General features: G+C 32.5%; 19 protein-coding genes. 2 read left to right on the top strand and 17 right to left on the bottom strand.

What is annotated here, in order from left to right; translation table 11 throughout:
* Nucleotides 1-145: 145 nt before the first annotated feature.
* From E7419_04170 to E7419_04145, 6 genes are all read right to left on the bottom strand, one after another.
* Entirely contained in the window at nt 146-439 is a 294-nt protein-coding gene (locus tag E7419_04170; protein MBE7014387.1) for a Ryanodine receptor Ryr, read from the bottom strand.
* A complete protein-coding gene (locus E7419_04165) occupies nt 429-2,162 on the bottom strand; it encodes a hypothetical protein (protein ID MBE7014386.1) in 1,734 nt (577 codons plus the stop codon). Before E7419_04165 ends, E7419_04170 begins: the two co-directional genes overlap by 11 nt.
* Before the next feature lie 256 nt (nt 2,163-2,418).
* Nucleotides 2,419-2,610, bottom strand: coding sequence for a DUF378 domain-containing protein (locus E7419_04160; GenBank protein ID MBE7014385.1), 192 nt, complete (start codon nt 2,608-2,610; stop codon nt 2,419-2,421).
* Between the two features lie 80 nt (nt 2,611-2,690).
* Nucleotides 2,691-3,899: an aspartate kinase gene (locus tag E7419_04155; protein ID MBE7014384.1), complete on the bottom strand. Its 1,209-nt coding sequence runs from the start codon at nt 3,897-3,899 to the stop codon at nt 2,691-2,693.
* 11 nt (nt 3,900-3,910) lie between these two features.
* A complete protein-coding gene (locus tag E7419_04150; GenBank protein ID MBE7014383.1) occupies nt 3,911-5,116 on the bottom strand; it encodes a homoserine dehydrogenase in 1,206 nt (401 codons plus the stop codon).
* 27 nt (nt 5,117-5,143) lie between these two features.
* Nucleotides 5,144-5,590, bottom strand: coding sequence for an ACT domain-containing protein (locus E7419_04145; GenBank protein ID MBE7014382.1), 447 nt, complete (start codon nt 5,588-5,590; stop codon nt 5,144-5,146).
* Nucleotides 5,591-5,879: 289 nt separating this feature from the next.
* Here E7419_04145 and E7419_04140 point away from each other — a divergent pair, with 289 nt between their 5' ends.
* Nucleotides 5,880-7,088 carry a cofactor-independent phosphoglycerate mutase gene (locus tag E7419_04140; protein MBE7014381.1) on the top strand — a complete coding sequence of 403 codons (1,209 nt, stop codon included), beginning with the start codon at nt 5,880-5,882 and terminating at the stop codon, nt 7,086-7,088.
* Nucleotides 7,089-7,091: 3 nt separating this feature from the next.
* Nucleotides 7,092-8,759, top strand: a complete 1,668-nt coding sequence (locus E7419_04135; GenBank protein ID MBE7014380.1) for a phospho-sugar mutase — start codon at nt 7,092-7,094, stop codon at nt 8,757-8,759.
* Between the two features lie 292 nt (nt 8,760-9,051).
* Here the strand turns inward: E7419_04135 and E7419_04130 are convergent, their stop codons facing one another.
* The 11 genes from E7419_04130 to E7419_04080 all read right to left on the bottom strand — a co-directional run bounded on the left by E7419_04130 (nt 9,052) and on the right by E7419_04080 (nt 16,344).
* On the bottom strand, nt 9,052-9,825 hold the full coding sequence (locus tag E7419_04130) for a hypothetical protein (GenBank protein ID MBE7014379.1): 774 nt from the start codon (nt 9,823-9,825) through the stop codon (nt 9,052-9,054).
* Nucleotides 9,826-9,945: 120 nt separating this feature from the next.
* The gene (gene rsmI / locus E7419_04125; GenBank protein ID MBE7014378.1) at nt 9,946-10,776 is read right to left on the bottom strand and encodes a 16S rRNA (cytidine(1402)-2'-O)-methyltransferase; all 831 of its coding nucleotides are present in this window, start codon (nt 10,774-10,776) and stop codon (nt 9,946-9,948) included.
* Nucleotides 10,777-10,959: 183 nt separating this feature from the next.
* Complete coding sequence (locus E7419_04120; GenBank protein MBE7014377.1) at nt 10,960-11,649, bottom strand: protein jag; 690 nt, start codon at nt 11,647-11,649, stop codon at nt 10,960-10,962.
* Between the two features lie 5 nt (nt 11,650-11,654).
* Nucleotides 11,655-12,524 (bottom strand): YidC/Oxa1 family membrane protein insertase, encoded by an 870-nt coding sequence (locus E7419_04115; GenBank protein ID MBE7014376.1) that lies wholly within the window; start codon nt 12,522-12,524, stop codon nt 11,655-11,657.
* A 52-nt stretch (nt 12,525-12,576) separates the two neighbouring features.
* Nucleotides 12,577-12,789 (bottom strand): membrane protein insertion efficiency factor YidD, encoded by a 213-nt coding sequence (gene yidD / locus E7419_04110; GenBank protein MBE7014375.1) that lies wholly within the window; start codon nt 12,787-12,789, stop codon nt 12,577-12,579.
* Nucleotides 12,758-13,174, bottom strand: coding sequence for a ribonuclease P protein component (gene rnpA / locus E7419_04105; GenBank protein ID MBE7014374.1), 417 nt, complete (start codon nt 13,172-13,174; stop codon nt 12,758-12,760). The genes yidD and rnpA overlap by 32 nt, the downstream gene beginning before the upstream one ends.
* A gap of 89 nt (nt 13,175-13,263) precedes the next feature.
* Nucleotides 13,264-13,398 carry a 50S ribosomal protein L34 gene (locus E7419_04100; GenBank protein MBE7014373.1) on the bottom strand — a complete coding sequence of 45 codons (135 nt, stop codon included), beginning with the start codon at nt 13,396-13,398 and terminating at the stop codon, nt 13,264-13,266.
* 135 nt (nt 13,399-13,533) lie between these two features.
* Nucleotides 13,534-13,893, bottom strand: coding sequence for a zinc ribbon domain-containing protein (locus E7419_04095; protein ID MBE7014372.1), 360 nt, complete (start codon nt 13,891-13,893; stop codon nt 13,534-13,536).
* Between the two features lie 294 nt (nt 13,894-14,187).
* Nucleotides 14,188-15,087 (bottom strand): hypothetical protein, encoded by a 900-nt coding sequence (locus E7419_04090; GenBank protein MBE7014371.1) that lies wholly within the window; start codon nt 15,085-15,087, stop codon nt 14,188-14,190.
* Nucleotides 15,088-15,138: 51 nt separating this feature from the next.
* On the bottom strand, nt 15,139-15,777 hold the full coding sequence (locus tag E7419_04085; GenBank protein MBE7014370.1) for an MBL fold metallo-hydrolase: 639 nt from the start codon (nt 15,775-15,777) through the stop codon (nt 15,139-15,141).
* Nucleotides 15,778-15,780: 3 nt separating this feature from the next.
* The gene (locus E7419_04080; protein ID MBE7014369.1) at nt 15,781-16,344 is read right to left on the bottom strand and encodes a DUF4364 family protein; all 564 of its coding nucleotides are present in this window, start codon (nt 16,342-16,344) and stop codon (nt 15,781-15,783) included.
* Between the last annotated feature and the right edge of the window lie 60 nt (nt 16,345-16,404).

Genomic DNA, 16,404 nt, shown 5'->3' with positions numbered 1-16,404 from the left:
TTGAAAATTCTTCGAACCTATAACTCTTAAAAATTGTGGTTTTTCCAGGCGGAAGATTGCGATAATACGAGGTATATCGGAATCGACAACAACGAAAAAGCCGATTTTTAAGGGTTAGAGGCAGGTTCGGATAGCTCTCCGACGGCTATCTTGTTATTTTATATCCCTTTTTTATTAAAAATTTTATACTTTCCATCGCAGTAACCCTGTCATACTCTTTATCTTTTTCAGATAATTTTTCATATTCTACAAGGCAAGGATGAGTAAGTTTTTTTTCATCAATTTTATCCCCTAAAGTCCAGCCTTCTTCTATTTTGCTTTTCGCCCAGTTTTCGTGGGTGTTCTTTGCTATCATTTCGGTTAAGGTTTCTATTTCCTTTGGTAATTTTATTTTACTTGTATCTTCAGGATTAGGTTTATACATAGCATTATTCCTCATATAAATCTGCAAGATTGTCAATTATATCTTCATCATTTTTAATAAGATTTGGCTTTTTATTAAAAAGTTCTTCCAACATCTTATCGAGTTTTTTAACACCTTCCACATCAGTTATACATGCATGGATTTTAAGTTCGTCATTTCTGTGCCTTTTTTTAGATGTACTGTTATTTATTAAAAAGTCATAAAGTTTATCTTCGATCACTCCGATATATCCTTTTAAAACTTCAAAATTAACCCATCTTTGATGTTCCGCCTCAACTAAGGATGCACGTTTATCATCTAAATTTTTGTTTATCTCATCTTTTGTCGGATTTTCTTTACCCGTCAAAGCAAACACCTTGTACTTATTATGGATTGCACTTGCATAGGAAGATAAAATATCAATCTGACTTTGCCTGTAAAAGCCTTCTTTTGTTGCAACCTCATTGTAATTTTTAGAAATAAAGTCATATATTTTATATGCTTTATTAAAAAATCTGTCCTTAAAAATATATTGATATCCGTATATATTGCAAATTCCCCCTGTAACTTCAATGCCCTCGTATTTAAGGATATCTTTCATAACAGAATATTTACTTTGATTTTTAAGAACAGTAAGTATAAACGGATTTTTACCGTTTCTTAAAAAATATAGTCTTAATTTTCTTGAAACTTTAATATTAAGGTCATCATTACCCATTGCAACAAGAATATAATCTGAGTTTACAACACGAGTTTTTTCAAATTTTTCATTAAGGTCAGATTCATGAATATTTTCAGAAAAAACTTCAATATCAAAATATTCCTTTGGTATATTATCTGACACCCTTCCAAAAATTTCTTCTTCGTTATCCCTGTCAATAAGATTAAGTTTCATCCTGCAAGAAGGAAGCACCCCGCACCAAAGCGTGTTTTTCGCAAAATATCCGCCAAACTCTCCAACACCGAAAACAGAAATATTAAGTTCATTCGTTTTACTCATATTCATATAAAGCGGATAATCCCACAAAATATTTTTCATAAGAATTGCATTTACGCTGATAATTTTAATATATACATTCTCTAAAGTTTTGTTTATTCTGTCAACAACTTCAAAAACAATCTCATTGTCCGAGAAAACATATATATCAACTTTCTTTAAAATTTTTAAAGAAGAAAAACTTTTAAGTTTATCAAGAAGTATTCCCGAATCGGTATCATTAAAACAAATATTCACATTATTATTTTTATTAAGGAGTTTTAATATACAGTCCACACTTTTGTTTACACAAAGCTGACGGGAAGAAATATCCTCACTGTCCATCTCGGAATATATTACAACCGAATTTTTATTTTCTTTTATAATATCTGATGCAAGTATTAAAGAATTTTCGTTTTTTTGAGTAAAAATATATACATCTTTTTTTGAAAGTGTTTTTAAAGAAAATCTATCAAGACCTTTTTTAACAAAAGACAGCACTGCACTTATAGTAAGTGCAGGAGATACAAGATATACTGCCCATACACAAATAATATAAAAATAAGATATCTTTTCACTTATTGTATAAATAATTTCAACAAGTTCTTTTCCGTTAACTCCGAACGTAAACATCTGGGCAGAAAAAACAAGGCAGTTAAGTATTGAAGCTGTTCCCTGATATTCATAAAAAAGCCTTGCTGATACTATTATGCTTACTATATATGTAAAACCTATACTGTATCTTATTCCTTTTTTTGAATAAAGAAACAATATCCCCAACACAAAAGCAATAAACAATACAAGCCAGAAGTATTCCAAACAAATCCCCCCGTACTACTTAAAATTACAATAATACAATTTATATTATACACTATAAAGAAAGTAAAAACAAGTATTTTATACATAAGACCCTCACAAAAAACTAACGAACTAAAAGTTCAAGTTTTTTGGAGAACCTTGTTGTGCTAATTCACAATAAAAAATTTCACCAATAGGGGATATTCCCATTTTGGTGAAATTTTTAAGAATATTTTTTAAATTATCTGTTGTCTTTAAAAAGCATAGTGATTGACCACAGTCCTGCAAGACCGACAAGCGTAAAAATAATTCTTGAAAGGATTGCAAGTTGTCCTCCGAAAAGCCATCCTACAGCATCAAAACCAAAAATACCTACGCTTCCCCAGTTAAGTGCTCCGACAATTACAAGTATAAGTGCAATTTTATCAATCATTTTATTACCTCCAATATTTATTTTTTATTATTATTGGAGATATAATTTTTTTTATGCAAAAATTATTTTATATTTTTCATTTATTCATTAAAAAATTTGTCGTGTATTACTTCCACTGCCTTATCTGCATTTTTTTCATTAATTAAAACACTTACTTTAATTTCAGATGTTGAAATCATATGAATATTTATCTGAGCGTCAAATAATGCTTCAAACATTTTTGCAGCAACACCCGGATTTGATGCCATACCTGCTCCAACGATAGATACTTTTGAGATATCACTTCTTGATTTAACTTCTTTAGCGCCTAAAATTGCAAGATTGTCATTAAGCACTTTAACCGCTTCGTCAAGTTGGTCCATACATACTGTAAACGAAATATCTTTTGTATTATCTCTTCCTATTGACTGTAATATAATATCAACACTTATATTATTTTTTGCAAGAAGATTGAATACTCTGTATGCTTTTCCCGGTTCATCAGGAATACCTATAACAGAAATTCTTGCAACATCATTATCTTTTGCTACCCCTCTAACTAACATCTTTTCCACAAGACTAACCTCCTTAACCTTGGTTCCTTCTATTTTTTCAAAACTTGATTTAACTTCCATATTAACATTATATTTTTTTGCAAGTTCAACCGAACGATTATGCAAAACATTTGCGCCAAGTGATGCAAGTTCCAGCATTTCATCATACGAAATGTCATTTAATTTTTTAGCGCCTTTAACATATCTCGGGTCAGCAGTATAAACGCCGTCAACATCTGTGTAGATTTCACAAACATCAGCCTTTAGTGCTGCAGCAAGTGCAACTGCTGTTGTATCAGAGCCGCCTCTTCCCAAAGTTGTTATATCATTATATTCATTAACACCCTGGAAACCTGCAACAATAACAATCTTTTTCTTGTCAAGTTCACTTAAAATCCTTTGTGTTTTTATTGTTTTAAGCCTTGCTTTTGAATTGTTAGAGTCAGTAATCATTGCAACCTGCCATCCGGTCAAGGATATAACAGGATAACCCATTTTCTCTAAAGCCATCGCAAGAAGCGATATTGTTATCTGCTCACCTGTAGATAACAAAACATCCATTTCTCTTCTTGACGGTTTATCGTTAATTTCTTTAGCCTTTTCTATTAAATCATCAGTAGTGTCACCCATAGCAGATACAACTACTACAACATCATTACCTTCGTTATATGCATCTGTAATTCTGCCTGCAACATTAAAAATCTTTTTTGCATCGGCAACAGATGAACCACCGAATTTCTGAACTACCAGGCTCATATTAATCCCCCTTATTTAACAACCTTTATTTTCTTAATTACATTAAAGTCTTTTAAAATCTCATCAAGTTCGCAATTTTTAGCAAACGGAGTAATAAATGCAAACTCTCCGTCTTTTATCACGCAAGTTTCAACATCACCAAAAACTTTTTCTAATTTTACTTTATCTAAATTTCCTTCTATACGCACAAGATAAGAAGATTTAATTTCAGAATACGGCATAACAAAATCGCCATCTTCTTCTTTCCAGAAATATTTTTCGCTACCGTCTTTATTTCGTACAGCATCAATAATATCGGCAACAACCGCACTTGCAGTAGGAAGTTTACCAGCACCACGTCCGTAGAACATAACATCGCCTATAGCATTTCCGCTGACAAGTATCCCGTTGAACACGTCTTCAATATTGGCAAGAGGATGATTTTTTTCAAGGATCGCAGGTTCAACCGAAGAGTAAACCTTACCGTCTTCAATCTCTGACTGGCCTATAAGTTTTAAAACGCCGCCAAGTTTTTCAGCATAACTTACGTCATAAGAATCTATATCAGTTATCCCTATTGTATTTATTTTTTTATAGTCAACATTTTTCCCATAAACCAAAGATGTAAGAATTGCAATTTTTCTGCAGGCATCGTGACCGCAAACATCAGCATCAGGATTTTTTTCTGCATAGCCTTTTTCCTGAGCATCTGAAAGCGCCTTAGAAAAAGAAACACCTTCTTTAAACATCTTGGTTAAAATATAGTTTGTTGTTCCGTTTAGTATTCCTGTAACCTTTGATATTTCATTACCTGCAAGGCACTGATAAAGAGGTCGTATAATAGGAATACCTCCGCCAACACTTGCTTCGAATAAGTAATTTACATTATTTTCTTTTGCTATTTTCAAAAGTTCGGTGCCATGCGTTGCCACAAGTTCTTTATTTGATGTTACAACGTGTTTTCCCGATTTAAGAAGTTGTTTTGTAAATTCATACGAAGGGTTAAGCCCTCCCATAACTTCTGCAACTACCGAAACCTCATCATCATTTAAAATTTTATCAAAATCTTTCGTTACAAGATGACCGTACGGATCATTTGCAAATTCTCTTATATCAAGTATATACTTAACTTCTATATCTTCCGATACTTTTTTAAAAATTGAATCTTTATTTGTATTAAGAACTTCAACTACTCCGGATCCTACTACTCCGTATCCCAATACTGCAACTTTTGCCATATCCTAAAAATCTTCCTCTCTATTATTTTATGTTCCGCTTGAAATGATGTCTATCTTTTTTACACCTTCAACACTGCCTATTTTTTTTACGAGGTCTTCTGCTTTGATTTTGGTTTCAAAAGTATCAACAGTTATTGTTACATTTGCAACCTTATCAATTGGAACATTTTGATTTATTGTAATAACATTTACATTATATTTTGCCATAATATTTAAAATTTTAGACAAAACACCCTTTACATCTTCTAAAACCATTAAAAAAGTAATCTTCTTTTCCGACTGCATATCGTAAAAGGGCATTATAAGGTCTTTATATTTATAAAAAGCGCCTCGTGAAATCCCCGCTTTTTTAATCGCTTCAGTAGTATTGGCAACTTTTTTTGTTTCAAGAAGTTCTTTTGCATATAAAGTTTTTTTAAGAACTTCCGAAAGTGCCTCTTTTGATACTATATAGAGTTTATCCCTGCCGGGCATTTTACTGTTCACCCCACATATACATTTGTTTATTCCATTACTATACCACACGAAAAGCAGAATAACAAGAGGCAATAAATGCTCGTTTTTTAAATATATCTTATATTTTCTCTTATTTTCTCTCATTTTCTTTTATTTGCTTGAAATTTTATTTTTGTAATTTTTGTGCATAGATACCTAATTTTTCTACGTATATTCGTTATTACAACTATAAATTTAACTTGAATATACTTCTAAAATTTATTATAATAAAATAAAATGAGAATATTATAAAAAAGCGGTGATAAAAATGAAGTATGTTATTATATTGGGAGATGGTATGGCAGACCTTCCCATTCCCGAAATAAACAATAAAACTCCTTTGGAGATTGCAAACAAGCCATATATGGACAAATTTGCAAAGATTGGAGTTATGGGAAAATTAAGAACTGTATACGAAGGTTTAAAACCGGGAAGTGATGTTGCGAACCTTTGTGTTATGGGTTTTGACCCGAGCAAAAATTACAGCGGACGTTCTCCTTTAGAGGCCGCAAGTATCGGAGTAGAGTTAACGGATACGGATATTACATACAGAGCAAATCTTGTTACATTATCAGACGAAGACAATTATTGTGATAAAACTATGATAGATTACAGTGCAGGAGAAATTACAACAAGTGAAGCAAGAGAAATTATTAAAACTTTAAAAGAGGAACTTGAAGATGAAATTTTTTCTTTGTATCCGGGAATAAGTTACCGCCATCTGCTTTTAAGAAAAGATATGAAAGAAGCAGGTCCTCTTACCCCTCCTCATGATATATCTGACAAAGTTGTAGGCGAGTATCTTCCTTCGGATAAATCAATTCTTGCACTTATGGAAAAAAGTTATGAAATTTTAAAAAATCATCCTGTTAATCTAAAAAGAATTAAAGAAGGTAAAAATCCTGCAAATTCTATATGGGTTTGGGGAGAAGGAACAAAACCTCAACTTGAAAACTATAAAGAAAAATTCGGAATAACAGGAAGTGTTATATCGGCAGTTGACTTAATAAAAGGTATTGCTCTTTTAAGCGGGCTTAAAAGCATAGATGTAGAAGGTGCTACAGGAAATGTGCATACAGACTTTTTGGCTAAAGCAAAAGCAGGGATTGAAGCCTTAAAAAACGGTGACGAATATCTTTACCTTCACATTGAGGCTGCAGATGAAAGCGGCCATCAGGGGAGTTTATCCGACAAAGTTAAATCAATTGAACTGATTGATGAAAAAGTTGTAAAACCAATATATGAATATCTTTTAAGTACAAAAGAAGAATTCAGACTTTTAGTTTTACCTGACCATCCTACACCGGTTGCACTTAAAACTCATACAAGCGAGCCTGTTCCGTTTGTACTTGTAAAAGATTCTGACTATGAAGAAAAAAACGATTATATTTATTCAGAAAAAGATGCAGATAAATCAGGCATATATTTTGAAAAAGGTCATAAGTTAATAAGTGAAATAATTAAAAATAAAATATAAAGGATGAATAATATGTATATTAAAGAGTATGAAAAATGGCTAAACTACGAAAATTTAGATAAGGAACTTAAAGAAGAACTTTTGGAAATCAAGGATAACGACAAAGAAATAAAAGAAAGATTTATAAAGCTGTTGGAATTTGGCACAGCAGGACTTCGCGGAATAATCGGCGCAGGAATAAACAGAATGAACAAATATGTTGTAGGTCTTGCAACTCAAGGTTTAAGTGAAGTTATAAAAGAAAAAGGTGGAGAAAAAAGAGGGGTTGTTATTGCCTATGACTCAAGAAAAAATTCTGACGTTTTCGCATTAGAAACTGCAAAAGTTCTTGCAGCGAACGGAATTAAAGCATATCTTTTTGAAAGTTTAAGACCTGTTCCCGAACTTTCCTTTGCCATAAGAGAGTTAAAAACTATCGCAGGTGTTGTTATTACCGCAAGTCATAATCCGTATAAGTACAACGGGTATAAAGCGTACTGGGAAGACGGTTCGCAACTTCCTCCAAAAGAAGCAGGCAAGGTATTTGAAATCATGGAATCTCTTTCAATATTTGATGTTAAAAGAGCAGAAGATAATCATCCTTTAATAAATATCATAGGAAAAGAAATTGATGAACAATTTATAAACGAAGTATTAAAATTACAAATAAGAAAAGACGTAAATAAAGACATTAAGATTATTTACACACCATTTCACGGCACAGGAAACATACCTGTAAGAGAAGTTTTAAAAAGAGCAGGTTTTACTAATGTGACTGTTGTTAAAGAACAGGAAATGCCGGACCCGATGTTTTCAACCGTTAAATCCCCTAATCCTGAAGACAAAGAGGGATTTAACATTGCAATGGAATATGCAAAACGTGACGGTGCAAACTTAATTTTAGGAACTGACCCTGACTGCGACCGTGTGGGAATAGTTGTTAAGAATAAAAATGATGAATTTGTTTGTATGACAGGAAATCAGGTAGGTGCTTTACTTACCCACTATATTTTAGAAGGCTTAAAAGAACAGGGCAGATTGCCAAAAAACGGTGCAGTTATTAAATCAATTGTTTCAACTAAAATGGCAAAAGATATTTGTGATGACTTTAACGTAAAAATGGTTGACGTTCTTACAGGCTTTAAATTTATTGGTGAAAAAATAAAAGAATATGAAAAAGATTTAAGCCATACTTTCCTCTTTGGCTTTGAAGAAAGTTACGGATACTTAAGCGGAACTCACGCAAGAGATAAAGACGGTGTTAATGCATGTCTTCTTATTGCTGAAATGGCAGCATATTATAATGATAAAGGTATGACCTTATATGACGCTATGGAAAATCTTTATGAAAAATACGGCTATTTCAAAGAACAGGTTATTTCTGTTTCATTTGAAGGCTTAGAAGGTATGGAAAAAATCAAAAATATTATGATATCTTTAAGAAATGATACCCCAAAAACGCTTGGCGGTTTTCCTGTAACAAAAGTTATTGACTATAAAGAAGGAGTCGAAGGACTTCCTTCAGCCGATGTTTTAAGATTTGAACTTTCTGATGATACCACACTATTTATAAGACCATCAGGAACCGAGCCTAAAATCAAAGGTTATATTATGGTTAAAACACCGACAAACAGCGAATCTGAAGAAAAATTAAAACTTTACAAAGAAGAGTTAAATAAACTTTTTGATTAACTTGCATTTTTAATATTGCTGTGTTATAGTGTAATTGTAATTATAAAGTGATGCAGACAACATTTACCAAGAAGCAATTAAAACTATATAAAAATTTATTAAGGAAATGCAAACGAGGGTGTATCTCTTGAAAAAGAGATACACCCCATTTTGTTGTATAACGAAAAACGCAGGGTATTGATTTTATAAATTGCCATCAGCAATTTATACCTTGTAAAAAAAGAGGATGCACCTGCATCCTCATAAACTCATTTTCCCCTGCGTGTTACGGGCAATTTTAACGCCTTTAAACTTACATTGGTGGGAAGAATTCTTCTACAGGGAAACACAGACTTCTGAATACGTTGCATGGATCTTCATCTGTTGACCCTTCACATTCTTTTTCAGGAATACAGAAATCGCATACAGGAATCATTAACTGAACGCTTCTTTCAAGTTTTACTATTGTAAATATGCCAATAGTTACATAAACTGTTTTATTATCTCCTGAAGATACTAAATCGTCACTAAAGCAACGGCAAATGCATCCCGGTATAGATGTAATATCTACGTCACAGCAAGAAGAGCATTTGTCTTTTTCAACAAGTTTTGCATTTAATACAACAGGGTCAACCACTTCTACAACAGAACGAGGAAGATTTGTTTTAACAGATTCTAAAATATCCTGTTCGTCAGGTCTGTATACAGATGTATATATTTTAGCATTACCTTCTGAACCATAAAGAATGATTTTTTTATCAAATGTTGCAAGTCCTTCAACAAGTGTTGGTCTTCCGCAACCTGTAAACAATTCCAATGTAATTTTAAAGAAATATTTAACACTTACAGTATAATACCCTTTATTAAAAGCGACAGGTTCTACATCAGAATATACCCAGACAATTTCCGCACCTTTAATTCTAACACTGATTGCACGATCAGCAACTTCCTGACCTTCACGGGTAAGATATACTCTTAAATCTTCCAAGCAGTCTTTTTCTCTACAGGAATCATAGACTTTATCAGTATGAATACAAACTTTATCTTTTATAGAGCTGTTTGAACAGCAATTACACTTATCTGCCATATTTATAACCTCCATAGATTTTTAGAGACATTTTATCTCACTACCATATTATGATAAAAGAAAAAAAATGTGCAGTATTGCCGAGTGTTTATAAAGATACTCATCAATACTGCACATTTTTTAATCCTTTTTCATTACAATATTATATACATCTCTTTTGGAAATATTTCTGTCTTCAGCACATTTTTTTATTGCATCTTTTTTCGAAAGACCTTCTTCAATATAAATGTCAACATGTTCTTCGATAGAAAGAGAAGAAAAATCTGCGCTTATTTCTTCTTTTGCACCACTTACAGTAAGTACATATTCCCCTTTTGGCTCTTTTTCCTTGTAATATTCTATAGCCTCCGATAAAGACATACGGAGAGTTTCCTGAAACTTTTTGGTCATTTCCCGAAGGAGTGCGATATCCCTATTGCCAAAAACTTCATATATACATTCTAAAGTCGAAACAAGTTTATGAGGTGCTTCGTAAAAAACAAGGGTATATTTTATATGCTTTAATTCTTCAAGTTCTTTTAACTTGTCCTTTGATTTATGTTGCAAAAACCCGTAGAACATAAATCTCTTCGAGTCAAGACCGCATAAAGTCATAGCAGTTACACACGCACAGGGACCCGGCAAAGATTCAATTTCAATATTATTTTCTATACATTCTTTAACAAGTTGCTCTCCGGGGTCAGATATAATCGGCGTTCCTGCATCTGATACTAAAGCAACATTTTTTCCTTGCTTTAATTCGTTTATTATTTTAGCGCCCTTATACTGTTTGTTATGTTCAAAATAACTTATAAGTGGTTTTTTAATATCAAAATGGTTAAGAAGTTTCAGAGTATGCCTCGTGTCCTCTGCTGCTATTATATCAACTTCTCTTAACGTATCTAAAACCCTTAAAGTAATATCAGAAAGATTACCAATTGGGGTTGCACAAATATATAGTTTTCCATACATATCTTTTCACCTTTAAAAAATAGGGGCTGTAAAAAAACTCCAAACCGATTGTAGGGGAGGGCCTCCGTGCCCTCCCGTAAATGCAAAACGCAAAATGCAAAATGCAAAATGAAGGCAAAGATTTTTTCCTATCCCCTAAAAAGAGGATGTTTAAAAATTGACTTTTTAAACACCCTCTTGATGTTATTCTTCTGTTTTCTTTGCAGGGTATTTGAAAGAAACAACCAGTTTTCTGTTTGGTTCTTCGCCGATGCTGTGAGTTTTAACCTTATTGTAATTCTGAAGTGCTGTATGTATAATTCTTCTTTCGTATGGTTTCATCGGTTCTAATACAATTTCTTTTCTTGTTCTTATAACTTTTTTTGCAAGCCCGTGAGCAAGATTTATGAGTGCTTCTTCTCTTTTTTTTCTGTAATCTTCGGTGTCAATAGTCACCTTATAATATTCTTCAAATTCTTTGTTAACATAAAGTTGAACAACGTGCTGAAGAGCATCAAGCGTTTCTCCGCGTCTACCGATTACCATACCCATGTTTTCACCGCTTAATTCTATTTCAATGCGGTTATTATCATTCATTACTATTTCACAATTTGAGTCAATACCCATTTTTAATAAAACGGTAATCACAAAATTCTTGGTTTGTAATAAAACATCTTCATCAGCTACCTTAGGAGCATCTTTTTTCGTTTCGGTTTCTTCTCCCAAAAGAGTAATTTTAACTTTAGCATCTTTTTGTCCGAATATTCCAAAAAGTCCTTTATTGCTTGTTTCTATAATTTCTATATTAACATCTTCTCTTGAAACATTAAGTTCCATAAGACCTGTTTCAATTGCTTCTTCGGTATCTTTACCTGTTGCAATAATTTCTCTCATAACGGTTATCTCCTTTTTTGGTTCTTGGCAACCGAACTTGCACTTTTAACTGCAATTTCTGTTGATAATCTTTCTTTAATAACTTTATCTAGTGTAAAGAACTGAATAATCTGCAAAATACTGTTAATGCACCAGTACAAACTAAGTCCGCACGGAACCTGGAATGCAAAGAATAAAATCATAACAGGCATAACATACAGCATAGTTTTCTGGCTTGACTGCATTTCACTGTTTTGAGATGACTGTGCCTGCATAACATAACTGCTAAGGAAAGTCAAAACTGCTGCCAGAACAGGAAGTATCCATGCAGTCGATATCACACTAAACTGTGGCATCTGAGAAAGATTTAAACCAAAAAAGTTAAAATCTATCCCTGAAAATCCCGGAATGATATCCTGAATTTTATCTATAAATTCAGGCTGGCTTATTTTATTTGCAATATTTATTTCATAAGAATAAGGAGATGCATTTGCAATACTCACACCGACAATTTCTGCAAGTTTTTTAATTGCTTGTTCGCCTAAGCCAAGCATAAATTTTAAAGGTCTTCCTATTGCACCGTAAAGACCTATAAGTATTGGAAACTGAAGAAGAGTAGGCAAACAACTTGCAAAAGGACTTATATTATAGTCCTGATAAACCTTCATCATTTCTGTACTTTGCTTTTCTTTATCGTTGGCGTACTTATTCTGAATTTCAGTAAGTATAGGCTGAACTTCCTGCATTGCCGCCATTGACTTTTGCTGTTTAATTGTAAGTGGTAAAATAATAAGTTTAAAGAGTACTGATACAACCACAATTGTCAAACCGTAGTTTGATAAAAAGTTGTATAAAATATTCATAATATATCCAATTGGAGCCCCTAAAAAGTCCATAAATTCACTTCCTAACTAAAACAATTAGCATCAGAAAATTTCTCACTGATGCCTACGGATAATCCACTCCGCCTTTCGAGAACGGATTGCACCTTAACAAACGGTAAATGGCCTTAAGAGAACCTTTGAACGCACCGTATTTCTCAATTGCTAAAATTGCATATTCCGAACAAGTGGGAATATAACGGCAGGTAGGATACCTTTTAAGACCGGATAAGTAATTTCTATAAAATTTAACTACCAGGATAAGTATTTTTTTCATAATTCAACAAACCGGATTTTCTTAGCAAAAACTCAAATGCCGATGATATTTTTTTAAAATCTGCATCTTTTGCACTGTTTCTTGCTACTATAACAAAATCATAGGAGGCAGGCAATCTACCTTCTATTTTACGATAATATTCTTTTATTCTACGTCTGACTTTATTTCTTACAACGGCTTTTCCCACTTTTTTCGAAACAGTTATTCCAAGCCTGTTAACCTGAAACCTGTTTTTACGAAAATAAAGTATAAGACAGTCGGAGGAAACAAATGTCCCACGCCTGTACAAATATGAAAAGTCCCTGTTTTCCTTTATCGATACAGTTCTTACCATACTAAAACCTGTCTTGATTTTAATTTTAAAAAAATGCCGTAAAGACGACGGCATTTTATATTCAATTCGGTTTACACCAATATGACAAAACTACCTGCAGGTATTACCGCAAGTATAATATGTCATATATTAAAATTAAAAAATTACGCACTTAATCTTTTTCTGCCTTTTAATCTTCTTCTTGCCAATACTTTTCTGCCGTTAGAAGTTCTCATTCTTTTTCTGAAGCCGTGTTCTTTGCTTCTTTGTCTTTTCTTTGGTTGAAATGTTCTTTTCACGTCTATGCACCTCCTTAATGTGATACCGCCAAAATGTGAGCACAAACCGACATTTTAACTTATAACATACTAATTATATATAAAAACATTTAAAAAGTCAAGATATTTTTTTATAATATAGGCTATAGAATTTTATTACTCCATCATAGTCCCGCAGTTTGAACAGAATTTTGCTTCTGCGCTATTCTTAGCCTGACAGGATTTACATATTTTTATTTCTTTGATTTCTTCAATCTGGTTGTTTAAAGTTTCGATTTCAAAGTATTTATTATCTATAAGTTCGCAAATGTTTTTTACATCTTCCGATACATTCTCTCCATCCTTATACATACCGTAAACTTTTCTTCCTATTTCTTCAAACTCCTTGTCAATTTTTGCCTGTGCTTCAGAAATTTTAAAGTTGATTTTTGTAACCTCAACTATCTGGCTTGATTTTTCGTAAGCCATTCCTGCTGTTTTTTTAACTGTTCCTTTTATTGTGTTAAACCATTCCATATTAAATTCCTCCTCTTAGGCACTCGGGAGCCAAACCCCCTTATGCCTTAAACTTGTTAAATTTTAATCTTTTTAATTTGGCGTCCTCGTAAGGCGACGGCCTGACTTCGTCCTTCGCATTAAAAATCTTAGAAATTTCCCTGCGTTTAAGGTCGAAGAGTTTAAAATTGAGAAATTTTGTTTAAGTCAAAGAAATTTCAAGGATAATACTTTCGTATATTCGCAGGAATTTCTGCAGGATTAAGCGAAATTTCTAATTTTAAACCATAAGGTGTTCGACTCCCGAGTGCCTACTTATTTTATAAATTCTTTTAAAAGTGAGTTTTTACCCACATATTTTTTATCAATATCTAAAAAGTTTTCAAGTATGCCGATAAGCCTTTTTGCTTTAAGATAATATTTACTGTCTTTCCCCACCGTATAGAGCATCTTAAGCGCAGGTTTTTTTAAAACGCATAGTTCATAGTTTAAGAAAGTATTTTCTACAATATCTGCATTCTTTTTATAAGAACCCATAAACTGTTTTTCGCCAAGACGAACATCCTGCCACATTTTAAAGGAATTGAAAATATCAGAATTTCTGAAATTTTCATCTCTTACTGCACGGCGAATAAATCTTAAGTCATAAGGCGACAGTAGTTTCCCATTCCTTTCTATTTTCGGTTCGGGGCAAATAAATATTTTAAGCGTTTTTTCTCCCGAAAAAATATCTGTTACTTTTTTATTTAATGCATGAAGCCCCTCGATTAAAACAACTGTATCTTTTCCTACCTTTACTTTTTCATTATCTTCTACTCTTTTACCTGTTTTAAAATCCACCATAGGAAGATAGATTTCTTTCCCTTCTTTAAGAAGTTTAAAATCTTTTTTAAAATCGTTAACCCTCAAAGAATTTATAGTTTCAAAATTATAGTTACCGTTTTTCCTTAAAGGCATTACGCTGAGTTCTTTGTAATAATCATCTAAAGATATATCAAAATGCTCTTTTCCTTCCAGCCTTTTTACAAGCATACTGGAAAAAGTAGTTTTCCCCGAAGATGACGGACCGCATAAGAATACATATTTTATCTTTTGTTCGTTTATTATTTTTACAATGTTTTCGGTAGTTTTTAAAAATTTTTCTTCACATGCTGATACAAACTTTTCAGGCTCTTTTGCCATTTTGTTAATTTCAGCTATTGTTAAAACGCTCATTTATACCACCTCTTTTAGTCTTTATATATTCTATTGCAGTTTTAAAGGTTCTTATTCTGTTTTTTTAAATTTTACGACTTCATTATTTATTTTTTCATATCCAATAGTTGTTTTATTCCCATGCCCCGGATATACCAAAGTATCATTTGGAAGACTGAATAAAACTTCGGTTATTGAGTGATATTCCTTATAAAAATCTCCCCCCGGAAAATCCCATCTTCCCAAAGATAAGTAAAATAAAGTATCACCTGAAAACAAAATGTTTTCCCCATATAAACATATACTACCCTCAGTATGCCCAGGTGTTTCAATAACTTTTAAAGACACATCGCCAAACTCAACAAGGTCACCGTTTTTTACTTCTTCAAATTCCGTTATTTTCGGAAAATCAACATCGACATAATAAAGAAGACTTTTTTCTCTGTCCCAAAGCGACTCTTTTTCTATATGTGAAACAATAAGAAGGGATTCGGGAAACTCTTTTTTTAATTTGGGATATCCAAGTATATGGTCAAAATGAACATGAGTAAAAACTATATATTTAAGGTTAATCCCAAGTTCTTTTATTTTTGAAATTAAAAGTTCGGGAAAATCGCCCGGGTCGATTATTATCCCCTCTTTTTTATTTTCGTCATATACTATATATGAATTAGTGGAAAGATTTCCCACAACTAAAGGTAAAACTTTCATTTATTACACACCCTGCATTGCATTCTTTGTAGTTTCCATATAAATGTCCATAGCATTTTTTAAAAAATGCTCTTTAGTTCTCAAAGCAAGGTCCCTTGAGCCGACATTTATATTAAGTTCAAAAAGCAAATCTCCTTTTTCGTATATTTTTAAATATACATTAAAATCCCCTTTTTCCGAAACAACAATATCAGACTCAATTGCCGACTTAGGCTGTTCACGTGTTTCCTGCCTTTTTACTGCAAATTTAAGCCTTTCTTTTATTTTATAGGGAATTTCCCTTTGAAAATATTCTGCAGATGAAGCAACCTCTTCCACTATTTCATACTTCATACATCCATCTTCTTTAAAAGTTCTTATCCAACCAACACCTATAACATCAAATAAGCATTTCTGCATTAAATAATAATCTATTTCAACGTTTTCTAAAGTCATCTGAGTAAGAAGCTGGTTTGTAAGAGGCTTTTTATACTCTTTCATGACAAATAATATAATAAGTTTTATAATAAACTCGTTTCTTAATAGTCCTTCGTATGCCATTGTTTTTTCCTTTCTGATTTTTGACATATCTCGCCGTCATCGTGGATATTTAAAATATATCGCATCGAAGATATATCGCTGAATTCA

The organism is Oscillospiraceae bacterium (assembly GCA_015068525.1).
Taxonomy (GTDB): Bacteria; Bacillota; Clostridia; order UMGS1840; family HGM11507; genus SIG450.
Note: the sequence above shows the minus strand (reverse complement) of the source record. Positions and strands in the feature narration are given on the sequence as shown.